Annotated in this window: 15 protein-coding genes; 10 read left to right on the forward strand and 5 right to left on the reverse strand. The window is 54.0% G+C overall.

Features of this window, described 5'->3' with window-relative positions; genetic code table 11:
* The first annotated feature begins 400 nt into the window (after window positions 1-400).
* Together A6X21_RS13660 and A6X21_RS13665 are read left to right on the forward strand one after the other, a co-directional pair.
* Window positions 401-1,039: a YhgN family NAAT transporter gene (locus A6X21_RS13660; protein ID WP_068848767.1), complete on the forward strand. Its 639-nt coding sequence runs from the start codon at window positions 401-403 to the stop codon at window positions 1,037-1,039.
* 163 nt (window positions 1,040-1,202) lie between these two features.
* A complete protein-coding gene (locus tag A6X21_RS13665; RefSeq protein ID WP_068848769.1) occupies window positions 1,203-2,468 on the forward strand; it encodes a polysaccharide pyruvyl transferase family protein in 1,266 nt (421 codons plus the stop codon).
* 275 nt (window positions 2,469-2,743) lie between these two features.
* Here A6X21_RS13665 and A6X21_RS13670 read toward each other — a convergent pair whose 3' ends face one another.
* From A6X21_RS13670 to A6X21_RS13695, 5 genes are all read right to left on the reverse strand, one after another.
* The gene (locus A6X21_RS13670) at window positions 2,744-3,556 is read right to left on the reverse strand and encodes an ABC transporter ATP-binding protein (RefSeq protein WP_068848729.1); all 813 of its coding nucleotides are present in this window, start codon (window positions 3,554-3,556) and stop codon (window positions 2,744-2,746) included.
* Window positions 3,549-4,490 (reverse strand): ABC transporter permease, encoded by a 942-nt coding sequence (locus tag A6X21_RS13675; protein WP_068848731.1) that lies wholly within the window; start codon window positions 4,488-4,490, stop codon window positions 3,549-3,551. Before A6X21_RS13675 ends, A6X21_RS13670 begins: the two co-directional genes overlap by 8 nt.
* Window positions 4,487-5,776: an STAS domain-containing protein gene (locus tag A6X21_RS13680; protein ID WP_068848734.1), complete on the reverse strand. Its 1,290-nt coding sequence runs from the start codon at window positions 5,774-5,776 to the stop codon at window positions 4,487-4,489. The genes A6X21_RS13675 and A6X21_RS13680 overlap by 4 nt, the downstream gene beginning before the upstream one ends.
* 16 nt (window positions 5,777-5,792) lie before the next feature.
* Window positions 5,793-7,025 carry an ABC transporter substrate-binding protein gene (locus A6X21_RS13685; protein WP_068848735.1) on the reverse strand — a complete coding sequence of 411 codons (1,233 nt, stop codon included), beginning with the start codon at window positions 7,023-7,025 and terminating at the stop codon, window positions 5,793-5,795.
* A gap of 719 nt (window positions 7,026-7,744) precedes the next feature.
* Entirely contained in the window at window positions 7,745-9,088 is a 1,344-nt protein-coding gene (locus A6X21_RS13695) for a Gfo/Idh/MocA family protein (protein WP_068848739.1), read from the reverse strand.
* 344 nt (window positions 9,089-9,432) lie between these two features.
* Here A6X21_RS13695 and A6X21_RS13700 point away from each other — a divergent pair, with 344 nt between their 5' ends.
* The 8 genes from A6X21_RS13700 to ligA form a co-directional block, all read left to right on the forward strand.
* Window positions 9,433-10,710, forward strand: coding sequence for a sialidase family protein (locus A6X21_RS13700; RefSeq protein ID WP_068848741.1), 1,278 nt, complete (start codon window positions 9,433-9,435; stop codon window positions 10,708-10,710).
* 1,344 nt (window positions 10,711-12,054) lie between these two features.
* Window positions 12,055-12,627: a helix-turn-helix domain-containing protein gene (locus A6X21_RS13715; RefSeq protein ID WP_013111107.1), complete on the forward strand. Its 573-nt coding sequence runs from the start codon at window positions 12,055-12,057 to the stop codon at window positions 12,625-12,627.
* 1,414 nt (window positions 12,628-14,041) lie between these two features.
* Window positions 14,042-15,442, forward strand: a complete 1,401-nt coding sequence (locus tag A6X21_RS13725) for an efflux RND transporter periplasmic adaptor subunit (RefSeq protein WP_083233609.1) — start codon at window positions 14,042-14,044, stop codon at window positions 15,440-15,442.
* A gap of 12 nt (window positions 15,443-15,454) precedes the next feature.
* Window positions 15,455-18,625, forward strand: a complete 3,171-nt coding sequence (locus A6X21_RS13730) for an efflux RND transporter permease subunit (RefSeq protein ID WP_068848750.1) — start codon at window positions 15,455-15,457, stop codon at window positions 18,623-18,625.
* A 103-nt stretch (window positions 18,626-18,728) separates the two neighbouring features.
* Window positions 18,729-20,177 carry a TolC family protein gene (locus tag A6X21_RS13735; RefSeq protein WP_240490263.1) on the forward strand — a complete coding sequence of 483 codons (1,449 nt, stop codon included), beginning with the start codon at window positions 18,729-18,731 and terminating at the stop codon, window positions 20,175-20,177.
* A gap of 164 nt (window positions 20,178-20,341) precedes the next feature.
* Entirely contained in the window at window positions 20,342-22,156 is a 1,815-nt protein-coding gene (locus tag A6X21_RS13740; RefSeq protein WP_068848754.1) for an NPCBM/NEW2 domain-containing protein, read from the forward strand.
* Between the two features lie 275 nt (window positions 22,157-22,431).
* Window positions 22,432-22,932 carry a hypothetical protein gene (locus tag A6X21_RS13745; RefSeq protein ID WP_131818338.1) on the forward strand — a complete coding sequence of 167 codons (501 nt, stop codon included), beginning with the start codon at window positions 22,432-22,434 and terminating at the stop codon, window positions 22,930-22,932.
* A gap of 253 nt (window positions 22,933-23,185) precedes the next feature.
* On the forward strand, window positions 23,186-24,926 hold a 1,741-nt coding region (gene ligA / locus A6X21_RS13750), incomplete at its 3' end, for an NAD-dependent DNA ligase LigA (RefSeq protein ID WP_068848758.1).

A 24,926-nucleotide genomic window follows, 5' to 3' on the forward strand; every position in this document is an offset into this window, starting at 1 on the left:
CTGACACAGGTTGTCGTGAAAAGTCACGACAACAAGAAGCCGCGCCATGCGCATTCCCTGCCACCACACTAGAATTTGTCTTGGGTGGCACGCCCTGAAGGCCTTGCGCAAGGGCGTGGTCTTCACGCTTTTCGACTTCATGCTTTCAAACTGCCAGGTACCTGAAGTCGATCGTATTCATCCGCCCTCAACCTGCAATCACTCTCAACAGAAATATTGCAGCAATTCGATTCCTTCGAGTCATCCCACCACCTGCGGATTTGCTGAACTTCTCAGCCCATTCTAAACTCTGCGACCAGTCCCCATGGTCAGTCGCTTGATACGACCCACGGCTCAAAAAACACTCGGCTCGCACCTTCCCAGCTTCGCACCGAACCCCATTTCATCCACTGGATCCAGAATGAACCTGCTCTCAGCAACCATTCTCCTGTTTCTCATTATGGATCCCATGGGGAATGTCCCTTTATTTCTCTCGGTCCTCAAGCATGTTTCCCCTGAGCGACGCCTGCCCATTGTGATCCGTGAGCTCTGCCTGGCACTGGGAGTCTTACTCCTCATGCTCTTCTTCGGCCGTTATCTGCTGATTGCACTCGATTTGCGACAGGAGTCCATCAGCATGGCCGGAGGCATTGTGCTCTTTCTCATCGGAATCAAAATGATCTTCCCGCCACGCGACGGCATTTTTGGTTCTTCGATCTCTGGTGAACCCTTCATCGTGCCTCTGGCCATCCCCAGCGTCGCCGGGCCGTCGATGCTGGCGGCCTTGCTGCTTCTGGTCAATCGCGAACCCGACCGCATGGGGACGTGGCTCATGGCACTGCTGATCGCGTGGGCCACATCCGCAGCGATCCTCTGTGCTTCGACCTGGCTCTACCGTTTCCTCGGTGAAAACATACTGACAGCTCTCGAACGACTCATGGGGATGATTCTTGTCGCCATCTCCGTCCAGATGTTCATGGATGGCGTGCGAACTTCCATCACACCACCTGTCGAACATTCTGCTTCAAGCTCGATCCGCATGGATGCCGACCGCCCGTGAATTGCTTTTGCATGCATTCATTTCCAGCCCGCTTGCCTGCACAAGCGGGTATCCTTTCGATTAGCCTCAAGCATGCTGAATGAACCATGATCAGCAGCTCACAGTCACGCTTGAAGCCATCATCAGACGCCCATTCGATCAGACAAGGCGGGAGGACTATACGATGCAACGACGAGATTTTCTCAAAAACCTTGCCGCTCTTGGCACAGCCTGCACACTGGCTCGACCCGATCGAAATCTGACGGCTGGTGCCTGGGCAGCACCTGCAAAAAACTCTCGTCCGAAAATCCTGTTGCGATCTTCCTGGCAGACGGTGAACATCGGCGATATTGCTCACACGCCCGGCGTACTCCATCTCCTGGAACAGCATTATCCCGAAGCCGAAGTTGGTTTATGGCCCAGCAGTGTCAAAGATGGTGTCCACGAACTCCTCATGGCTCGCTTCCCGCAACTCAAGATCGTGCAGTCACGCGATGACGTCTCCGCCGCACTCACCGAATACGATTTTCTGTTGCATGGCTCCGGGCCATCCATTGTTGGTGTGAAAGAAATCGACCGGTGGGTCAACGAAACTCAAAAGCCTTATGGCATCTTTGGCGTCACTTTAGGAACCTTCGACGAAGCGACTCTCAAGCGGGTGAACAATGCCAGGTTCACTTACTTTCGCGATCCAGTCTCGCTCGATCGAGCCCGCGCGAATGGCGCTACTTGTCCCATCATGGATTTCGGTCCCGATGGAGCCTTTGCTGTCGATCTGGCCAATAAACCAGCCGCCGACGCATTTCTAGCCACCCAGGAACTCACTCCCGGCGAGTTTGTCTGCTGTATCCCCAGGCTTCGCTATACCCCTTACTGGCTCATCAAAAATCAGCCCTTCGATGAGAAAAAACATGCCCGCAACGAAAGCATGGCCGAACATGATCACGCCCCGCTGCGTGACGCCATCACTCAAGTCGTGCGTCAAACGAAGGCCAAGGTTCTTCTTTGTCCCGAAGATCGTTCACAGATGAAGGTGGGCAAAGAACTGATCTTCGACAAACTTCCCGAAGATGTCCGCCCACGCATCGTCTGGCGTGAGAACTACTGGCTCACCGATGAAGCACTGAGTGTCTATCGGCAATCGCTGGGCTTATTCGGTCTCGAAATGCACTCGCCGATTATGTGTATTGGCAATGGGATTCCCGCTCTTGTGGGCCGGTTTGAGGAACAGACCAGTAAAGGGACGATGTGGAATGCCATTGGTCTCAAGGACTGGCTCTTCGACTTCGATCAACCCGCTCAACTCGCCCGGCTTTCCGAAACTGTCGTCTCTCTGGTCAAAGACCCACAAGCAGCACAGGAAAAAGCGGCTCAAGCCCGGAAGCTGGTCGCCGCCAGACAACAGGCGATGGTCGAACAACTGAAAACCACCGTCGCTTCATCCACCTGATTCTCTCACTCTCCTCCAGCCTCGTATGGCACGCCCTGAAGGCTTTGCGAAAGGGCGTGGCATTCGAGCCTGATGTCAAAAGTAGCAAGGGATGGCCCGGCCAACTCGTGGCCGGGTCGTCGTGCATTTGCACGACGACAAGCAGCCGCGCCATCCGTTTGTCCTGCTATTACTTCACTTCACTCTCCAACTCACCACGCCCAACTCTTCTCCGCATTTCTTCGTGCTCTCTGTGGTCTTCGTGGTAAACCAATCCCCTCTCCCGCATCACAGACCTACACATATCTCTGGCGAAGAAGCTCGGCAGCCGATTCATCGAGCAGATCCATCCGGCGGACTTCCTCAAACTTGCTCAAGATCGCCTCGGGCGTCAGTCGCTTTTTGGCAGCTCCTTGAAAGTCGTAGCGAATCTGGCCACGCACCATCATGATCAACCGGTCGCCCAGCGTGGCCGCCTGTTGCATCGAGTGGGTCACCATCAAAGTGGTCAGCTTCTGTTTGCGGACAAGATTCTCCGTCAGTTGAATCACCTGATCAGCCGACTTGGGGTCCAGCGCAGCCGTATGTTCATCGAGCAGCAACAGATCAGGACGCTTCAGGCTCGCCATCAGCAAAGTCAGCGATTGCCTCTGCCCTCCTGAAAGACTGCCAATCAGGTTTGTTAGGCGATTCTCCATCCCCAGGCCCATCTCGCGCACCTGCTGCTGGAGTTCCTCAAGTTGTCGTCGCTTCAGAGCCCAGTTCAACCCACGAAATTCACCGCGTCTTGCCGACAACGCCAGGTTCTCGGCAATCGAAAGATGCGGTGCCGACCCCATATAAGGATTCTGAAACACCCGGCCGATAAACTTCGCTCGGCGATGTTCCGGCCAGCCCGTCACATCCTGACCCGCCAGTTCAATCTTTCCCTGATCGACAAGAAACGTCCCTGCGACCGCGTTGAGTAATGTCGACTTCCCCGAACCATTCGTGCCTATCACCACCACGAATGAACCTTCTTCAATCGTGAGGCTCACTCCCTGCAGAGCACGGACTTCATTCGGAGTGCCCGGATGAAATGTCTTCTTCAGATCGACCAGCTTAAGCATCCGGAGCGACCTCCAAAGTTTGAGTTTTGCCAGGTCGCGAGATGCGGGCCAGAACCATGGGCATCACCAGAGCGGCCAGAACAAACAAAGCCGTCACCAGCTTCAGGTCATTGGGATTGAGCCCCCATCTCAGAGCAATCGCCACCAGCAGTCGAAACAGGAGCGACCCCATGATCGCTCCAATCAGCAGCAAACCAAGACTTCTGCTGCGAACCAGCGATTCGCCGATGATCACACTCGCAAACCCCAGCACGACCATACCAATCCCCATCTGCACATCGGCAAAGCCCAGATATTGCACCAGCAGTGCTCCCGAAAGTGCCACCAATCCATTCGAGAGTCCCAGACCCGCCACCGTCATCCAGTCCACATTCACTCCCAGAGCACGAATCATGTCCGGGTTATCGCCCGTGGCCCTCATGCTCAGGCCATGCTCGGTCTGAAAGTAGGCCCACACAATCAAGGCGACCACGGGAATCATGACGCATAACTGGAGCAGCACGAAGACGTCCTGCAGCGGTGCCTGCCAGATCAGAAACGTCCAGCGATCTTCGCTCTTCGCCCAGCCTTGAACCATCGAGAAGAGAGTCGTCTCATTCATGAGAGGAATATTGCTTTTGCCCATCACCCGCAGGTTGACCGAATACAGTGCGGTCATCACCAGAATTCCTGATAACAACCCGTTGATCTTGAGCCGGGTCGCAAGAATACCCGTAACGCACCCGGCCAGCGCCCCACAGAGCATTGCCGCGAACGTCGAAAGGATCGGGGAATGACCCTGAGCAATCAACATCCCGGCGACAGCCCCACCCAGCGTGATCGAGCCATCAACCGTCAGATCTCGAAACGCCAGAATGCGGAAACTGATCAACACTCCCATCGCCAGAAGCGAAAGCATCAGCCCCATCGTCAATGCACCAATCAACAGGCTCATCGCGAGATCCCCCTCTCTGCCGCCAGAGGACCTACCCAGCAGGCACCGCGAATAAACTCGCTGTCGCCAGCTCCGATAATCGGACGGTCATCATTCACCAGATGCATCACCCCTTGCAAAGTCCCACTCTCAAACAATCCGGGAATAAATTGCCCCCAATCCAGCAATCGCTTCTTAAATGGCCTGAATGGGAAAATGGCAGCATGAAAATGCCCCCACAGATCGCTCTCATTCGCCAATGGCCTGAGAAACGGCTTAAGTGGCGAATCATTGGCCAATCGGCGGGCGCTCGCCACCACACCCACAGCCACCACCAGCGAATCCCCATGCTCGCGCTGTGGTGTCCATGCCAGCCAGTCGCGAACTCCCGGATGCTCAAAGCGCGAACTCCCCGCAACTGATACCGTTGGCGATTGCCGTAATGTGGCACCCACCAGGCCACTGGTTTCAGCCAGAACGAGTATCAAAGCCGACTCACTCCCGGCTGTCTCCAGGGCACTTTCAGCGAGCCGATGAAGTGGCAAAAACTCCTCTCTCTCATCCTGATCAAATCGCAAGAGCCACCGCGGCTCGCCAGCAAATCGAAGTCCGTACAGCAATTGAGGCTTGGGCGAATACCCACCTTGCAGGATCTGGTAATCAGGCCGTGCAGCCCCACCTGCCGTCTGAATCGCCGCCACACCCGCCGCAGCCAGGAGTTCACCAGCTTGCGGGCTTGATCCTGCTGAACTGGCTGTCGCTAGACCTTGCGAAAAAGCCCCCAGACCAATCGCAAAATCGTGAGCCGTCATTTCCCAGGAATTCGCCGGATTCGCCACGATAGGCTGGCTGTCAAAATCATCAGGGTTCCCGAGACATTCCCATTCGACCGGCCCCAGGGTTTCGAGGTCGTACACTTCGTAATCAGCCGCAGATGTCGACTTGATTCCCACGGGAAGATGGACTGTCGCCATGGCCCCCGCATGAGACTTCCGCACAGTTTCCGGATCACACAACAAAAGCTTCGACAGCCCTGTCAGTCGCACCACTTCTTCGACCGGGCCCGTGAGACCGCCAATACCGAAGAAACCTCGAATCTCCTGATACTTCTGATGGGCATTCACCAGCACAGAAAGTCCCGCTGAACTCACATAATGGACTTCCGTAAAATCCAGCAGCAGAGCATGCGAACCACGACGCAAAGCATCTTGAATCGCACCTTTCAACAGGTCGGCCCACTCGGCATCGAGCCGCCCGCTCAACTTCAGTTCCAGAAGATCGCCGTGTGGTTGTGGAGTAATCTGCATGATCGGGTTTTCTCCCTTAACCACAGACTTGATCGATGAACCCGACTCCGCAAACTGGTCGCGAATAACCTGGCCGGGTGGATGTTGTTTTAAGTGGTACTTGAGCTGCCGGATCAATAATCACATCAGCTTGATCCACGAGTTGCTTGGGAAACTTCCACTCTCCCTTCAAATTGCCAATCACCCCTTTATTCAAAAACAGCTTGGGAGGAATGGCGACCTCCCACGGAATCCCGGCAGGTTCCTCGCCAGCCAGCACGCGTGCTGCCAGCTTTCCCACCTGATGTCCCACCACACTATAGTTGGCTCCCACATCAAATAATGCCCCTTTCGCTGCATTACCGGGCATACACGTAAAGACGGGAATATGGGCCTGATTGGCCAGTTGAATCAATACATCTGCCGCGGACAGCGCGGTAATATCACCGCCAATCCACAGCGCGTCGATCTCCCGGGCAATGAGTGAAACTGCCGCTTCACGCACACTCGCCGTGTTCTCGGCATTGGCTTCGAGCAGTTCAATTCCCAATTTCTGACAGGTCGTTCGAGCAACCTTCGTCGCGATTTCCGAGTTCACTTCGGCAGGGTTCCAGACAACGCCCACCCTCTTGAGTGCCGGATTGATCTGCTTGGCAATCTCGAAGGATTTCTCAGCCGGTGGCAACGTCCCGATCCCGACCATATAGGGCGGATGATCCATGGGCCCGCTTCCGACTCCGACTCCCGCCACAGTGGGATCAGAGACTAATCCAAACACATGCCTGACCTGATCTCGTTTGTTGGCATTGGCCACGGCCTGCAGGCAAGGGGTCGACAACGTAATGATCAGATCATATCGGCCACCCACCACTTCCGTCGCCATCGCGTTCGCCGTCGCCATGTCATTTTCGGCATTAAGCCTCTTCAGCACGATCGCCTTATTTTTGCTTCCCTGATCTGCCGACTTCTGGTCTGTCACAAACCCGGCTTCCGCCAGCCCTGCAATCACCTGCACAGCGGCCTCATCCATAATCGACTGAGACGACATCTGCAGCATCACCACCTGCGGTGGCTGGCTCTTGCTCGTCTCGGAACTGCTCCTGCGCGGCAAGTCCGAGATCAGCAGCACAATTGCTGCCAGTCCGATAGCCGAGAGACCGGGAACAATATGCCTCCACAACCAGATCCCCATGTGCCAGCCTACTCCTGCAGATTTGTTCTCAAGCTCTCCACATCGATTCGCTTTTCGAGTGCGATCGATGGTTCGCATGAATCAGCACCATCCCACGATTCTATGACGCCGGAGAGATTATGGCTTTGAACCCGCAATCACAAGAGGGCACAACTCAGCTTCACGCATCCGCCACGTGGCCATGTGTGTCCACCCTCTAAACCCCACGCCCGCCTCTTGGTGGGAGACGGCAGGGTAAGGGGCCTTCCCATTCTTTCAACCGTAGGGTGCCATGCAGCGCCAGCGAAATGCACCAACTCTTCTCCCGTTCGCGCCTTCAAGGGTGGCCCGGCCATCTCGTGGCCGGGTTGTCGTGCAAAGCCACGACAACAAGACGCCGCGCCATGCGTCTCTATTGTCCCAAACAACGCCCAAACTCTTTCGCAGCCTTCGCGTCTTCGCGAGAGAAGTCCGAACGAAAAATCATCCTCACGCGAAGCCGCGAATTTCTCCAGGAAGATCTGCCTGATTCATCACTATTGTGAGTCTCCCGATCTCTAACTCATCCGGGTGGTTGGGGTCAGATGTCTTCATCTGGCCCCAGTTCTTGATCACAGCCAGCACAAATGCATCCTCCCATGTCTCTCTGACTTTCGATCATGTTCGCAATCAGCTTTGAGAGCCAAAACCTGAGGGAAAACGAAGACGTTTGACCCCAGCCACCGATCAAGCAACAAGCCCCGGACCCTCCGAAAAGGAACCGGGGCTTGAATTGACTTGATGAACGATTCATCGCTTCCAGCGAGGCTTTCGCCAAACTAGAACAGTTCCCAACCCTTGCGGTATTCGCGAGTCAGGAACTTGTTGGCTTCAGGAACGTTCGTGACCTTCATGTTCACGCCATCCCACTCAATTTCCTTACCCGCACGCAGAGCCACGTTGCCCAGCAGCACCGTTTCCGTCAGGCGGCAGGCGTAATCGAAGTTCGACACTGCCAGTTCAGGCTTGTTTTCCTTGATGGCGTCGGCGAATTCCTTGAAGTGGCCAGGCGAAACCTTGTACTCAGGCTTCGTGTAGTCTTTCCACTGCTCGGTTGGCAGCAGTGTATAGGTGCCGTGGTAATCGTTATCCGAGAAGATCAGGCCCTTCTCGCCAATCACCAGCGAACCACTCGCCCCCTGCTTGACACCGGGCATCAATGCAGGATCAGGGCGGTTGCCACCGTCATACCAGTAAAGCGTCACTGGCCCACGCTTGTCGTTGGCCTTGAACTTGTAGGTAATCTTCGAGTTCTTTGGATACGACTCGTTCTCGATAATCCCCGAAGATTCAGCCACGACTGAAACCGGGTCGAACAGATCGAGCGCCATCACCGACATATTCATGGTATGGCAAGCCATATCGCCCAGTGCACCTGTACCGAAGTCGAGCCAGCCGCGCCATTTGAAAGGAGCGTAAGCCGAGTTGTAAGGACGTTCTGGTGCAGGGCCGAGCCACAGATCCCAGTCGAGTGTCTTGGGGGGAGTTTCAGCCGCCGTTGGTCGCCCCAGGCCTTGTGGCCAGATGGGCCGGTTCGTCCAGATATGGACTTCCTTCACTGCACCCAGATCACCCTTGCGGATAATCTGCACGGCTTCACGCAATCCGCCAGAAGCTGTTCCCTGGTTACCCATCTGGGTGCACAGCTTCTTTTCGCTGGCCAGATCATGCAGCAGACGAGCTTCCTGAACGGTGTAGGTCAGTGGCTTCTGGCAGAAAACATGCTTCCCTTCCCGCAAAGCGCGAGCAGCCGAAACGGCATGTGTATGGTCAGGAGTACTGACTGTCACCGCGTCAATATCCTTCGACATCTCGTCGAACATCTTGCGGAAATCGGTGTACTTCTTGGCCTGAGGATACCGGGCAGCCGCCTTTTCCAGACGATCACTATCGACATCGCACAAAGCGACAATCTTGCCATGACGCCCGGCGTCATCGCGATCACTTGATCCCTTACCTTCGACGCCAATACAGGCAAACCGAATCTCGTTGTTCGCTGAACGCTCGGTTTCCTGAGCCTTCAAACTCTGGCTGCCCACATACAATGCGGCACCCAGGGCACCTGTCTGCTTCAAAAACTCTCGACGGCTGGAAGCGGAGGAATGTCGATTGGGCTGTCGCATGGGGATTTCCTCGGAGTGGTAGGTCAATGAGATCAAAAATCGAGAGTCTATCTCGAAACATCCAAACGGCGGGCAGAACCAGTTCAAGGCTGTGAGCAGAAGCCGGAACGGATCAAAATTTCACCGATTGATTACTGAATATATCAATTTCCTCCTGCGCGTAAAACTTCGCCTGCGAAATTTTCCTGACTTTTAAGACAACGACGACCTCTCTCCTTTTTCCATTTCTTCCCAGGCGGGAAGGCTTTCGCTTTTGTCGCCGGGGAAAAGATCGGCCATACTTTTCATTTCACCGCTGGTCTCACCCCACTCGCTGGCACACCCAGTCTTCGAAAGCCTCCTCCATGAACTCTCTTGTGATCAACTCATTGAAAACCTCCTTCCTGGCTTGGTGCCATTCCTGGGTGGGCACGATCACTGTCACTCCCTGCATCGTTTGGATACTTGCTCTCATCGCCTTAATCACCCCCGGCAGATTCTCCACCGCCCAGGAGAATCCCGCTCCCCTTCTAAAAGCCGACGAGCAACTCTTCCGCACCGTCATTCGCCGACAGGGAGACGACGGGATTCATACCTATCGAATTCCCGGCCTGGCGACATCGAATAAGGGTACGCTCCTCGCGGTCTTCGATAATCGCCACAAATCAGCCGTCGATCTCCCGGGCGATATCGACGTGGGACTTCTCCGCAGCACCGATGGTGGCCAAACCTGGGGGCCACTCCAGACCATCATGGATTACGACAAAACGGCCCCGAACTCCGCCGGCAATGGTGTCGGCGATCCGGCCATTCTCGTCGATCGAGAGACCGGCGAAATCTTCGTGACCGCACTCTGGTCGTTCGGCAAGCGAGCCTGGCATGGTTCCGGCCCCGGACTTTCCCCCGAAGAAACCGGACAGCTTGTCATCTCCTCCAGCAAAGACGATGGACTCACCTGGTCAACTCCCGTCTCCATGACTTCACAAGTTAAACAATCCGCGTGGCGACTGTTATTCCAGGGGCCAGGAGCCGGGATTCAATTGCAAAACGGGACACTCGTTTTTGCGGCTCAATACAAAGGGGCCGATAACGTGGTCCATGCCTGTTTATTGTGGAGTAACGATCACGGCCAGAACTGGCACCTCACGCCCCCCGCAGTCGCCAATCAGCCAGCCACATCCGAAGCTCAGGTGGCAGAAGCTGCCGATGGCACACTCCTTTTCACGATGCGGAATGAAAGCCAGCGTGGCCAAAGACTCTGGTCACGGTTCACACCGGGCAAAAACTCGCTGGCCGATGGCACATGGTCAGCCCCTTACAGCCAGTTGCCCGATCCAACCTGCATGGCCAGCATCGTAAGGCATCCCTCCGGAGCACTCCTCTTCGCCAACCCGGCCTCTTCCCAGAAACGGGCCAACATGACCGTTCGCATCAGTGAAGATCTGGGAAAATCGTGGTCCGAAGGCCGGCTCATCGACTCACGACCCAGTGCCTATTCCTGCCTCACAGTACTCGCCAACGGCGAAATTGGCCTGCTCTACGAGTGCGGCGACCGCCATGCCTACGAAACATTAACCTTCGCCCGCTTCCCCCTCGACTGGCTTAAAACCAGTGAGAATTCCACCAACCCCTGCCCTGAATGATTGATTCATCTCAAACGATGGGCTTCATACCATCATGCCACTGGAACCCTCGCCCGCGTCTGCGTGCGAGAAGGTGGCATGAAGTGCCGTGTGAGGGTCTTTTTCCATTCTTCCAACCGTAGGGTGCCATGCAGCGCCAGCGAAATGCACCAACTCGTCTCCTTTCGCAGCCTTCGCGCCTTCGCGCGAAAACATCGAACTTCCAATTCATCCTCACGCGAAGTCGCGAAGTTCTCCAAGAAGATCAGCCTAAGTAGGGCAGGCTCCCGCCTGCCATTCACAATTTATCTTTGAATTCCCCTTCGTGTTCTTCGTGCCCTTCGTGGTGAACCAATCACATGCCCTGCTCACATCCTGGAACCAGCAACACATCTAGAACCCTCGCCCGCGTCTGAGCAGGAGAGCTGAGGGTGAGGATCTTTTCCGTACCTAGTCTTTTCCGTACCTAACTGGGCAGGCAGGTGGCATGCCCTGAAGCTCCAAAAAATCAAAACAGCACGAAAGGGCGTGGTGCTTGCCCGACTGGCAGACGTCGGATGTCGTCATCCGCCTCAGGTTCCATGTCACTGCCACCACCAGTGCCGCCACGAAGTATGGCGTTGCTTCGATTCAAGTTCAGCGTCACTGAACTGTCCCTCAAATTCCGGCTGCAGATGCCTCACGAATACGATTCAGCCGGAAAACTTGAGCCCTTTCCGAATCATTTTCAATCCTTCAGTCCTGATGCTTCACGACTGAAGGAATTCTGTCACAGCAGCCTCTTCGCTGAGAATTCCTTGAGCCCTGAACTGTGCTGATAAATGGCGTATTTCACGCAAGCAGTACGGCCTGAAAACGCGCGAAAACTCGGCAACCAGCGACTTCGTCAAGAGTCAAAGACAGTCTTGACAAGAGAATTGAAGTCATCGTGCCAGGAAAGCCGAAAAGAACACGCAGACGGTTTGCATCGGAACGACACGACAAACGCCTTCGGACGGGAAATCGTGTTGTGGCGGAAACGCCGGTAAACCGACTGCCAGGGGGGCAGGATACAAGCGGGCAATTTGATTCATGCACAGAGCAGGGACGCTCTGCCAGTTTGGTTACGTCCCGCCCCTCACTCGAATTCGAAACTAAGGATCGGGTCGGATTCGATTTCCAGCGTTCGACATTTGAGAGATTGGTTGAGACTCCTGCGGGAGTCCCGGCACAGTTTCTCAAGAGGCGGAAAGCTGACAGAGATTTTCTCTGACAGCCATTTTGGTTGCGGCCATGAAAGCCACATTCGTCGTGCGAGGGTCAAGATCCGGAGGGTCGCGACACCCTTCTGTGTGTGAACAATAATAGGTGATTGGAGTGCCCGCGATGAGAACGATCTTTACGACTGGCCAGGTCGCCAAGATCTGCAAAGTTGCCCCTCGAACCGTCTCCAAATGGTTTGATTCAGGGCGTCTGCGCGGCTACCGCATTCCCGGATCGCAGGATCGCCGCATTCCCAGGGAGCATTTAATCCGCTTCCTCAAGGAGCACGGCATGCCTCTGGGTGAACTCGAAGACGAAGCGATGGGCAAACTGCTCCTCGTGGGTCTCGATTCCCAGGTCCGCCACAACCTGACTGAACTGATGCCAATCGAAGACTTCAAAATCGAAGCAGCAGCCAGCGGGTTCGAAGCAGGCATTCAGGCAGAATCGCTGCATCCAGATGCGGTAGTCATCGATTTCAGTATGGGACGGCATGAAGCAATGCTGATTGCCCAGAATCTGCGTAAAAACGGCGAATATGCCGATGCAGTTCTGGTGGCATTGCTGACCGATGAAGACACAGCGAGTGGTATCGACCGCTCACTCTTCAGCGAAACATTCCGTAAGCCATTCGATGCCGCGCTGCTTGCAGAACGAATTCGAACCCTGGTAGGCCGCAAAAAGCAACTGGCCTAGTTGGAAGTTCATTCTGTCATGGCAGGTTCTTGATCGCGCTGAAAGGCCCCTGTGCCTCCACGCTGTTCAAAGTATGACTTGCCACGACAGAGCGGAACATCCACAAAATCCAAATGCCCATGCCGCAGCCAACTTCAAGAGGCACCCGATTCTTTTGGGTGCCTCTTTTCGTTTTGTACCCATCAATAATTCATCTCTCGCTGACTTCAATTTCCTTACCCAAGGTCTTTGGCGCAGTGCATTCCCTCTGGAACCCTCGCCCGGTCTTCCGGGAGAGGGCAGGGTGAGGGTCTTCTATATTCTTCCAACCGTAGGGTGCCATGCAGCGCCAGCGAAATGCACCAACTCTTTCCCTTTCGCAGCCTTCGCGTCTTCGTGCGAAAACATCGAACTTCCAATTCATCCTCACACGAAGTCGCGAAGTTCTCCAAGAAGATCAGCATGATTCACTTTTTCGAGCCTAAGTCGGGCAGGCTCCCGCCTGCCTTCTTGCCTCTCTTACAACCTTCGTGCTCTTCGTGACCTTCGTGGTGAACTCCGTTTCCTGCTTGATTTAAATACCTCTCTCTAAAACCCTCGCCCCCATCTTCCTGGGAGAAAACAGGGTGAGGTTCTTTCGCACAGCACTTGCTTCGATACTCTCGCCGCATCCATTCCCCCATGCGCCAATCCTCGAGTGATCATCCTCAGCGCTCACCTGCTGCCACAATCAAGCTTAAAAGTTTGATAACTACTGCAGCTTATTGAACTGATTGCAGGTCGTTGATCATCGCCGATAGCCGGTTGGTCTTCACTCACTCAGCGACCTTGAAACGCTGCAAATCAGGCACAATTCACTCGGAATTCTCATGGCTCGCAGAGCACGCAGGTCTTTGATGACAAGCCCGATCGTGGCAGAGTTCCCTGACAATAGCGTGAGGTTCTCGTATCTGCTCGCCGACAGGTTCCCGAATGGGATAATCTCAATTCAGATAGGTGAGCAAACCTTCTCTGTGCGACAGGGAGTTTTCCCATACGGACCGGCTCTCAGATCAGACGCAAGATCGGCTGCATGGTTTGGAATCAGGCCTCTCTGTGGATTGGCGGAGTTTTTGTTCGCTCTTTGAATCGTGACTTGAGAACTGGGAAACTTACGAACGACTCTTGGATTTTCATCATACCGAGGCCCCGAAGACCTTGTTGCTCTGAACATTAGGTAAATAGCGGGGCTTCGCCAATCCTTACAATTTGAGAAAAAGGTATGCACGAAGTCTTCAATATGCCGAATTTCTTCTGTAAGGCGACTATGCGATTGAAATTGCTTAAATCGATTCTGATGGGAAGGCGTCCTCTCGATGGGCATGCCTCAATTTTCAAAAGTCGATTGTTCTGTTTGCCTGAAGTCAGGCAGTCGAATTGCCTGAAGGCCGTCACGATGCAGTCAATGTTTCATCAACGACAAGGGCAGTCCTCACCGGCATGTTTGCGAACGTGGCGGTTCTGGAGCCCGCTGGCTTTGGCTGTCGCATTGATGGTCATCTTTTCCGGCTGCGCAAAGCGTCCCGAAGCACATCACGCCGAGCATCATCTGGTGAAAGTCACCAGTGCTATCGCCAAAGACATGCAGATCACCGAGCAGTATGTCAGTCAGATTCACTCCTGCCGCCATATTGAACTGCGTGCCCTCGAAAGCGGCTACCTGGAAGAAATCAAAATCAAGGAAGGCCAGTTTGTTAAAAAGGGGGATGTCCTCTTTCGTGTCCTGGCAACCCTCTATCAAGCCCGCCTCGAGTCCGATATCGCTGAAGCACAACTCGTAGAGATCGAATATAAAAATACGAAGAAACTGTTTGAGCAAAAGGTCGTCTCCGAGCAGGAAGTGGCTCTGGCGCAGGCCAAACTTGCGAAAGCGAATGCCAAAGTGAAACTGGCTCAGGCCGAGCTGAATTTCACCGAAGTCAAAGCTCCTTTTGACGGGATTATTGATCGCCTTCGCCAACAGCAGGGCAGCCTTGTCGCCGAAGGGGATATCCTTACGACACTCTCTGATAACAATGTCATGTGGGCCTACTTCAATGTCCCGGAAGCCAGGTATCTGGCCTATCAGCAAGAGGTTAAAGAAGGTCAGGCCGACGTCAAAGTGGAGCTTGTACTGGCCAATCACACCACCTTTCCACTCCCCGGAAAGATCACTGCGATTGAGGCCGACTTCAATAATACAACGGGCAACATTGCCTTCCGTGCTGACTTTCCCAATCCGGAGCAACTTTTAAGGCATGGTCAGACCGGAACCATCCTGCTGCATAAAACATTGAAAGATGCCGTCGTCATCCCACAGCGGGCCACCTTTGAAATTCTGGCCAAGCGGTTTGTCTATGTTGTCGAGCCTGTGCCGGAAGGTGAAGGTAAAGACGAACCTGAAATGGCAGATTCGCATCAGGCCCAGGCTCACACGGAAGGCGAAGACGACGACGACGATGATGGCGACGACGAAAAAGATGACAAAAAGCCGTCAGCCAAGCCCGCCCCCAAGCGGCCACCATTGCCTCACGAAAAGAAACCGCACGATGACAAGCATCATGACGACCATTTGAAGAAACTTTCCCCCGAACACCATGCCGAGCATCACGCGAACACTCTCAGAGGCATCGTGCGTCAACGGGAGATCCAGATACGTAATGAAAAGGATGACATCTTTATTATCAGGAGTGGTTTAAAGGCAGGTGAAAAGATCGTTCTCGAAGGTGTGCGGCAGGTTCGAGATGGTGACGAGGTCGAGTACGAGTACATCGACCCCGCAGAAGTTCTCGGTCATCTCAAGAACAAAGCCGAATAGGGGCACACCAGTATGTTCGCAAAATTCCTACACAGGCCTGCACTCGCGATTGTCATCTCGCTGTTGATTCTCTTTATGGGGGGGCTGGCCATTAAGGCTTTGCCCATCTCTCAGTTCCCCTCCGTCGCACCACCCAGCGTGGTGGTTGCAGTCTCCTATCCCGGTGCCAGTGCCGAAGTGCTGGTCGATTCAGTCCTCGTGATCCTCGAACAGGCCATCAACGGCGTTCAGGATATGCGGTACATGACATCGGCTGCGACCAGTGCCGGTGAGGCGACCATCACCATTGTCTTTGAGCCCGGCACCGATCCCAACGTGGCGGTCCTCAATGTCAATAATCGCGTACAGAGCGTGAGAAGCCGCGTCCCGCCGATTGTAGATCGCGAGGGGATTGTGGTGCTGCAGAACATGTCCAGCATGCTGATGTATGTGAACGTTTACAGTACTGAGAAAAGTGATGATCAGAATTATCTCTATAACTACGTAACCGCTAAGGTTCTGCCAGAAATCAAGCGAATTCGCGGCGTGGGCACTGCCAATATTCTCGGCAACCGTGCCTACGCGATGCGTGTCGAATTGAACCTTGACCGCATGCGGGCTTACGACATCGCCGCCACAGACGTTATGAAGGCCATCGCCGAACAGAGTATGATCGGCTCACCAGGCCGTCTTGGTCAGGCCACAGGAAAGACCTCGCAAACCATCGAATATGTGCTGACCTGGGTAGGACGTTACACCAAGCCCGAACAGTACGAAAACATTATTCTGCGGGCCAATGAAGATGGACAGATCCTTAGATTGAAAGATGTCGCCAAAGTCGAACTGGCGTCCTCCTTCTACGACCTCTACTCCGATAAAGATGGCTATCCTTCAGCAGCCATTGTCTTGAAGCAGACGCCTGGCTCGAACGCCACGCAAGTCATCGAGGCGGTGAAAGAGCATCTGCATGAAATGAAGGAAAATCTCCCATTCCCTCCGGGCATGGACTACGAAGTCAGCTACGACGTTTCGAGCTTCCTGGAAGCCTCCATCGAGAAGGTCGTGCACACACTTTTCGAGGCGTTTGTGCTCGTGTCGCTGGTCGTCTTTCTCTTCCTGGGAGACTTCCGCAGTACACTCATTCCCACTCTGGCCGTTCCCGTCTCACTCATCGGGACATTCTTCTTCATGCTGATGTTCGGCATGTCAGTGAACCTGATCACTCTATTCGCTCTGGTGCTGGCCATCGGTGTCGTCGTTGACGATGCGATTGTGGTTGTCGAAGCCGTCCATGCCAAGATGCATGAAAAGCATCTTTCACCATACAACGCGACCAAAGAAGTGATTCATGAGATTGGCGGAGCGATTATCGCAATCACTCTCGTGATGACTGCGGTCTTTATCCCCGTCACCTTTATGACGGGCCCCGTCGGTGTCTTCTACCGCCAGTTTGCACTGACCATGGCGATGTCGATTGTCCTTTCTGGTGTCGTCGCTTTAACTTTGACGCCCGTACTCTGTGCGATGATTCTTAAACCGATGAATCACGGTCATAAGAAGAGATGGCGCGGCCCTATTGCCATTCTGCTGGAAATCTTCAATGCCTTCATTGAAAGAATCACGGGAGGCTATGTCGTCATTCTCAAGGGTGTGGTCACTCTTCGCATGCTCACCATGCTCGTCATTGCCGGCTTTGGAGCGGGCATCTTCTTCGTGAATACGATTCTTCCCTCGGGATTTATTCCTCTGGAAGATCAGGGGATCATCTACGGGATTATCCAGACTCCGCCTGGTTCGACCCTCGAATACACCAACTCCAAATCCCATGAATTGCAGGCGGTCTGTAAAGAGTTTGACGAGATCAGCTCCGTTTCGTCTCTGGCAGGCTATGAAGTGCTGACAGAAGGTCGCGGCTCAAATGCCGGGACATGTATTATCAACCTCAAGCCCTGGGAAGACCGGAAGCTGACTTCGAAACAGATCATTGAAGAACTCGAGAAGAAGACCAAATCGATTGCGAACGTCAAGCTCGAGTTCTTTGAACCTCCCGCAGTCCCGGGCTTCGGTGCCGCCGGTGGTTTCTCGCTGAATCTGCTCGATAAGTCAAATACGGGGAATTATAAGCGACTGGGTGAAGTGACTCAGAAGTTCATGGAAGCATTATCGAAAAGAAAAGAGTTAAAAGGACTCTTTACATTCTTTGCAGATAACTACCCGCAATACGAGATTGTCATCGATAACGACGTCGCTATGCAGAAAGGGGTCTCCATCGCCGACGCCCTTGAGAATCTCTCGATTGTCGTGGGAAGTACGTGGGAGCAGGGCTTTGTCCGCTTTGGCCAGTTCTACAAAGTCTACGTCCAGTCGGCTCCGGAGTTTCGGCGATTCCCCGAAGATTTGAACAACATGTTCGTCAAGAACGATAAAGGAGAGATGGTTCCCTATTCGGCCTTTATGCGCATCCAGAAGAAGCAGGGCTTGAATGAGATCAACCGTTATAACCTGTATCCCACAGCAGCCATCCAGGGGGCTCCTGCACCTGGTTACAGCAGTGGGGAAGCCATTCAGGCCATTCAGGAAGTTGCTAAACAAACTTTGCCGCCAGATTACGGAATCGATTGGCAGGGATTGTCCTACGATGAAGCCAATAAAGGAAATCTGGCTGTCTATATTTTCCTGATTGTGGTGGTGTTTGTTTATATGGTGCTGGTTGGCCAGTATGAGAGTTTCATTCTCCCATTGGCCGTGATTATTTCGCTACCTGTCGGGATTTTTGGTTCGTTCTTTGCACTTCAGGCCATGGGGTTGTCGAACGATGTCTTTGCCCAGATCGGGCTGGTGATGCTGGTTGGTCTGTTAGGAAAGAACGCAATTCTGATTATCGAGTTTGCGATCCAGCTCCGGCAGGCCGGGATGAGTATTCGGGATGCAGCCATTGAAGCCGGTAAAGTCCGTTTCCGGCCGATTCTGATGACTTCGTTTGCCTTTATTGCCGGTTTGATTCCGCTCGTTAGAGCCACCGGGCCGGGAGCTATTGGAAATCGTACGATTGGAACCACTGCCGTCGGCGGAATGCTGGTCGGGACAGTGATCGGAGTTCTGGTGATTCCAGGTCTCTACTATATATTCGCCAAGATGGCGGATGGGCGTTCATTGATCAGGGAGGAACATTTTGAACCACTTAGTGAGACCGTCGAAAGCTAAGAGTCGAGCACGTACTCTTCTGCCAACATTGATCGCCGGCCTGGCGCTGAGTGCCCCGTCGTGCCGCATTCCAGAACTGGAAGGCCCCTTACAGGGCCCATCCATGCCATCCAGCTTCAGTTGGTTCAAACGGAGCGTCCCTGATGTTCCCGTCGTTCCGCCCAGCCCGGAAGAGGCAGGCACCGCCACATTGGATGAGAAGTCCGATGTTGAGCAAGTCGGTTTCACACGCCTCGAAATGGCGGCGGATACTTACGAAAACTCGGCACTCATCAGTTGGCGAGATTTTTTCGACGATCCCAATCTCTTATGCCTCATTGAAGAGGCTATGGTGGGAAATCAGGAACTGAGAATCCTGAATCAGGATATTCAGATTGCCTATAACGAAGTCAGCGCCAGGCGGGGTGCGATTCTGCCATTCTTTACCTTAGGAGCGGGCGCTGGTGTCGATAAACCAGGTCTCTTTACTCGTGAAGGGGCCGTCGAGAGTCAACTGGATGTCAAACCCGGCGTCGCCTTTCCAGAACCACTACCTAACTTTCTGGTCGCCGCGAATATCTCGTGGGAAATCGATATCTGGCGAAAACTCCGCAATGCCCGCGATGCCGCCACACTTCGATATTTAGGGACTTGCGATGGTCAGGCCTACATGGTGACCAGGCTGGTTTCCGAAGTGGCCGAAAAATACTACGAGTTGATGTCTCTAGATAACCAGATGCAGATCCTCGATAAAACGATCGAAATTCAGGAGCAGAGTTTGGAGTTGGCCAAAGCGCGAAAAGCAGCCGGTCGCGATACCGAATTGGCCGTGCAGCGTTTTCAAGCGGAAGTTCGCAAAAATCAAAGTGAAAAACTGATTATTCTGCAGCAGATCGTGGAAGTCGAAAACCGGATCAATTTTCTGGTCGGTCGTTATCCGCAGCCGGTCATGCGTTCCACATCGAGCTTTCTGGATTTGAATCTGCAGCCTCTTTGTGCCGGCCTTCCCGCCCAAATACTGCAGAATCGACCCGATGTGCGGCAGGCAGAAAAAGAACTCTCGGCAGCCGGGCTGGATGTGAAAGTCGCCCGCGCCAGATTCTATCCTTCACTGATCGTTAATGCGGGTGTTGGCTATAACGCCTTCAATGCCAAGTATTTGTTTTCAACTCCAGATTCACTCATTTACAACGTCGCGGGCGATCTGGTGGCGCCTGTGATCAACAGAAGTGCCATTCAGGCCGACTATCTGACGGCAAACGCCCAGCAACTGCAGTGTGTCTACAATTACCAGCAAGTCATTTTGAATGCCTACACCGAGATTGTGAATCGACTCTCCAAGGTCGAGAACTATCAGGCCAGTATCGAGATCAAAAAGCAGCAACTGGCTGCTCTTGAAGCATCGGTCGATAGTGCGACCAAACTCTTCCAGAATGCCCGGGCCGAATATGTCGAAGTCTTGCTGGCTCAGCGCGATATGATGGAAGCCCGGATGGTCTTGATCGAAACCAAGCAGCAACAACTGGCTGCAGCCATTACCGCCTATCAGGCCCTGGGTGGCGGCAGCTTCTAAGCCTGACTGGTCGATTCCCTCAATCGGAAAGAGCGATTGGAATTCGTGAACTTGTGGAAAATGTTCATTCCGATGTGTCTATCCCCGGCATAAAAGTTTTCGTTTGCGTACAATAATGAAATCATTGTCGCGCAATTGGGCCGATCACCGGGGAAAGATCAAGAATGAACTGGCGGTTGACTGTTTTCACGGCCTTATGCGGATGGGCACTCTGTTTTGCTGGTTTTACACCAGTTGTTGCGGCAGATCTCTCAGAGAATGCAGCTCAGGCGAAAGCCGCCCGAGATCTGCTTGACCCCTGGGTCCAAAAGAATACCCAGCCAGTTCAGCGCTATCTGCACATCGTCTGCTTCACGCCCCAAGATCGGGAGTTTCCAGCAGATTTTCAGGCTCGCATGACTCGCATGCTCCTGCATATCCAGGCCTTCTACGCAGCCCAGATGGAGCGAAATGGCTTTGGGCCGAAATCTTTCGGCTTACAGTTGGGACAAAATGGCCAGGTGGTCATCCACGAAGTGCGTGGAGCCAAACCCTTTGCTGAATACGAAAAGAAATCGGGCGACGAGATTCGCAAGGAATGTCTGCCCATCCTTCAAAAGGCAGGAATCGATGCCAATCAGGAAACCATCGCCATCTTCTGTAATCTCGCCACCTGGGACGAAAAAAAGCTGACCTTCGAGCACAAATCACCCTACTACGCTGGCGGCACCTATCGCAGCGGGAGGGCATGGCAACTTGATTCTCCGGAACTCGACACGTTGAATCTTGCCAAAAAAGAACCCATGCTTCGCGACGGCGAATATGGTCGCATTTCCTTAGGCAGGCACAACTCGATCTTCATCGGCGGCATGGCACACGAACTCGGCCATGCCTTCGGATTACCTCATTGCACGGCCCGGCCCGATGAAGCCGTCCTTGGCTCTGCGTTAATGGGGGCAGGCAATCGCACCTACTTCGAAGAAGTCCGCGGGGAAGGCCGGGGCACATTTCTGACATTTGCTCATGCTCTCCGCCTGGCCTCACATCCTCTCTTCTGTGGTCGACAGGAACCGCGGGAATTCAAAACGAATCTGACGCTGAAAAACCTGCGGATTCGCGCCGAAGATCAATCGATTTTTGTCGAAGGAAACATTCAGGGAGAGCCTCCCGTTTACGGTGTCGTGGCGTACTTTGATCCCGAAGGAAACAGCGACTACAACGCCACATCGGCAACAGCCATTCCCACACGGGACGGAGCCTTTAAGCTGAGTTCCAGGGCCTTAACTGCCGGCCAGTGGGGAACTTTGCGTCTTGTCGCCTTGCATGCCAACGGTGCCACTTCGAGTCAGCACGCACAGGGAGAAATGGAGTACTCATACTTCGTGACGAAGGCGGGTGTTCCCGAGTTGAAAGCCATTCAAACCCGGCAGGTGCTGGGCCCGTTTCTAGCCGCCATCAACAGCCGGAATATGAAGCTCGCCAAGCAGGAAAAAGACAAACTGAAGGTTCGTGACGCTCAGACCATCGCCAACGTCCTCTTCAACACCACGCCACCCTCGCAAACACCCGCGGAAGAAGCCGGCAAGCGTAAAGAGTCCAGCCTCACCATTTATCGAGCCGACTCTGCCAAAGTGGGCTGGATGCAACCCGCCTTCAATCGCTTACCCAACGCCTCCATTCTGCTCGAGTGCCGGGGAGAAATCTTTGCTCGAGGAATCTATGCCCATGCACCGGCTGAGCATGTCTACTCTCTCGGCAAGAAATGGAAACAACTCGCAGGGAAGGTGGGATTGGCGACGGGTTCCGGTGGCTCCGTGATCTTCGAGATTCAGGGGGATGGCAAGACATTGTGGAAATCCCCAGTTGTCAAAGCTGATCAGCTCGTTTCCTTCCAGGTGGATGTGAGCGATGTCACTCAATTGCAACTCGTCACCTCTCCCTCAGAAGATGGAACCTTTCAGGATTGGGGGTTATGGCTGGATCCCGTCCTTTCCCGGTAGCCACCGCATTCTTGCCATACCGTGCAGCGAAAAAACAACACGGTTCGGCGAAGCGAAAAAACAACACGGTTCGGCGAAGCGAAAAAACAACACGGTTCGGCGAAGCGAAAAAACAACACTGTGCCAGAATCGGTACATTCAGCCGGGAGCCTTTCCCGGGTGCGGCCTCTCATAGAACAAGGGGTTGTTCCGGCTCCCTCCGCCAATTTAAGCTGGCGAGGGAAAGATTCTTCCGAAATGTGGGCCGGGCCGGGATTCGACAACAGGAGCATCTGATGGGAAAAGTTTCTTTTGCGTTAACATCGCTCGTCGCGGCCATTCCCGGAGGATTCCTCTGCTATTTGCTGGTCATGGCGTTTGTGAGCCATGCGGCCAATCTCCAGCTCATGTCGCAGATTTTTGTGGGACTCTCGCTGCTCTGTGCCGGGACAGTCGCCCTGATGCCTGTCGGGATTCTGATTTTCGGCGGCCGTTCAGCAGGCAAGAAGACTGCTGCCAAGTCACCTGCGGGGAAAAAATCGCAAGCTGTTGCCGACGAGGATGATGCGGAAGTTCTCGACGCAGATGAGGATCTCGAAATCGAAGAGGATCTCGAAGCTACTTCGTCCTTTGAACCTGTGGTCGATGGCGATGATGATTTTACCGATGCCATCGAACAGGATTCGAACGAGATGTTCCTTGAAAGTGCCGATGACCTCGAAACTGCCTCCGAGGAGATCTTCGATGACTTCGACGACGAAGAGGACAGCAAGAAGACTAAGAAGAAACGCAAATAGCCTGGGCTTACCGGACAGACCGAGCCGTTTTCCGTGAGTCGACACATAACGCAAATCGCTTTGGACTTGCTGCCAACCATGTCATGCCGGCATCCTTTGGGATCATGGTTTTCAAGCCCCTCCATACAAACCTGGGTTCAGATCACAGCATGATTGACTTGCCGAGTGAAGGCACAGGGTCTCCCACGATTTGTGAGAATTGAACCTTTCCCGCTATGATCCTTCGAGAGAGCATTCAGGAATCCTCGAACCAATGTGGGACTCGATGAGTATCGCAGAACTCCTGGCCAGGCCTTTGCCGACATCAGCAGATCAGGCCCGCCATCTTCTCGACAAATTGCGGAGTGAGATCCGTCGGCATGACCGTCTGTACTATGTGCTCGCCCAGAATGAGATCAGCGATCTCGAATACGACCGGCTGATGGCTCGCCTGCTCGAAGTGGAGGCGGCTTTTCCCGAGTTAGTGACCGCTGACAGCCCATCGCAAAAAGTGGGTGGCGAACCCATCGAAGGGTTTGTCCAGGTCGCACACTCCGTCCCCATGCTTTCGATTGATAACGTCTACGACGAGTCGGGCCTGCTGGAGTTTGGCCAGAAAGTTTCCCGGCGAGCCAGTGAAGTCGGCTGGAAAGGCCCCATGGAATGGCTGGCCGAGTTCAAAGTCGATGGCGTCGCTCTCTCGTTGATCTATGAGGACGGCCAACTCATCCGTGCTGTCACGCGTGGCGACGGCCGCGTCGGTGACGACGTCACCCACAACGCCCGAACAGTCAAAGGCGTGCCACTGTTTCTGGATGATGGCTCGTCCAAAAAGTCGCTCTTTGCCGAATCGAACATCCCGCGATTGCTCGAAGTTCGTGGTGAGGCCTATATCGGCAATCAGGATTTCGCCAAAGTTCGTGCTCATCAACTGGAGCGAGGTGAAGAACCCTTTAAAAACAGCCGTAATGCCACGGCAGGGTCACTCAAGCTGCTTGATCCGAAGTTGTGTGCTCAAAGGCAGCTTCGATTCTTTGCCCATTCCCTGGGAGCCATCGACGAGCAGGAGGCCACTCGATTCCAGACACATGCCGATTATCTGGAACTCTTTCATCAGGTGGGATTGCCGACTGTCCCCATGACGGCTTGCCATTCCTCCTTCGAAGCAGCGGTTGCTGCAGCGCCCGCCATGATGGAAGCGCTCTCGACGCTCGATTTCGAAGTCGATGGACTCGTCTTCAAAGTCAACAATCTGGCTCTACGGGCGGAACTGGGGATGACCAGCAAAAGCCCGCGCTGGATTGTCGCGTATAAATGGGAACGCTACGAAGCCGCGACCAAGGTCATCAACATCACCGTGCAGGTGGGGAAAACAGGCGTATTGACACCAGTGGCCGATCTCGAACCTGTTGAGATTGCCGGGACCACCGTTTCGCGGTCGAGTCTGCACAATCGCGATGAAATTGAACGGTTGGGCCTGTGCGTGGGCGATACGGTCGTTGTCGAAAAAGCAGGCAAGATCATTCCCCATATTGTGCGTGTCGAAGAACATCTGCGGCCCCCAAACACTGCACCCTATCAGTTTCCCGAGACTTGCCCCGAGTGTTCCACAATCGTCGAACAGGATGAAGGGGGCGTTTACATTCGCTGCCCGAACATCAATTGTCCGGCTCGTTTTCGCGAATCCCTCAGATACTTCGCTTCCCGCCAGGCGATGGATATTGAAGGCCTGGGGACAAAGCTGGTCGAGCAACTGGTTTCCAGTCGTTTGGTACAGAGTATCAGCGATCTCTATCGTCTTGTGGATAAACGAGCCGAACTGCTTGAGCTCGAAAGACTCGGCGAAAAATCTGTCGATTCACTCCTGGCAGGATTGGAAGCTTCTCGTCAACAACCCCTCTGGCGATTGCTGACTGCTCTCAATATCCGACATGTCGGGCAGCGGACAGCACAAATCCTGGCCGCACGATTTGGTTCAATGGATCGACTGCGTGCTCAATCGATCGAAGAGCTGT

It is taken from the genome of Planctopirus hydrillae, from assembly GCF_001707835.1.
In the GTDB taxonomy this organism is placed as follows: domain Bacteria; phylum Planctomycetota; class Planctomycetia; order Planctomycetales; family Planctomycetaceae; genus Planctopirus; species Planctopirus hydrillae.

Bases quoted from the DNA above. Each gene is read 5' to 3' on its own strand.
- A6X21_RS13675 (WP_068848731.1), bottom strand. From the start codon at position 4,490: ATGAGCCTGTTGATTGGTGCATTGACGATGGGGCTGATGCTTTCGCTT.
- A6X21_RS13730 (WP_068848750.1), top strand. From the start codon at position 15,455: ATGTTCGCAAAATTCCTACACAGGCCTGCACTCGCGATTGTCATCTCG.
- A6X21_RS13670 (WP_068848729.1), bottom strand. From the start codon at position 3,556: ATGCTTAAGCTGGTCGATCTGAAGAAGACATTTCATCCGGGCACTCCG.
- A6X21_RS13725 (WP_083233609.1), top strand. From the start codon at position 14,042: ATGCAGTCAATGTTTCATCAACGACAAGGGCAGTCCTCACCGGCATGT.
- A6X21_RS13700 (WP_068848741.1), top strand. From the start codon at position 9,433: ATGAACTCTCTTGTGATCAACTCATTGAAAACCTCCTTCCTGGCTTGG.
- A6X21_RS13695 (WP_068848739.1), bottom strand. From the start codon at position 9,088: ATGCGACAGCCCAATCGACATTCCTCCGCTTCCAGCCGTCGAGAGTTT.
- A6X21_RS13680 (WP_068848734.1), bottom strand. From the start codon at position 5,776: ATGCAGATTACTCCACAACCACACGGCGATCTTCTGGAACTGAAGTTG.
- A6X21_RS13685 (WP_068848735.1), bottom strand. From the start codon at position 7,025: ATGCGAACCATCGATCGCACTCGAAAAGCGAATCGATGTGGAGAGCTT.
- A6X21_RS13660 (WP_068848767.1), top strand. From the start codon at position 401: ATGAACCTGCTCTCAGCAACCATTCTCCTGTTTCTCATTATGGATCCC.
- A6X21_RS13740 (WP_068848754.1), top strand. From the start codon at position 20,342: ATGAACTGGCGGTTGACTGTTTTCACGGCCTTATGCGGATGGGCACTC.
- A6X21_RS13745 (WP_131818338.1), top strand. From the start codon at position 22,432: ATGGGAAAAGTTTCTTTTGCGTTAACATCGCTCGTCGCGGCCATTCCC.
- A6X21_RS13735 (WP_240490263.1), top strand. From the start codon at position 18,729: ATGCCATCCAGCTTCAGTTGGTTCAAACGGAGCGTCCCTGATGTTCCC.
- A6X21_RS13715 (WP_013111107.1), top strand. From the start codon at position 12,055: ATGAGAACGATCTTTACGACTGGCCAGGTCGCCAAGATCTGCAAAGTT.
- A6X21_RS13665 (WP_068848769.1), top strand. From the start codon at position 1,203: ATGCAACGACGAGATTTTCTCAAAAACCTTGCCGCTCTTGGCACAGCC.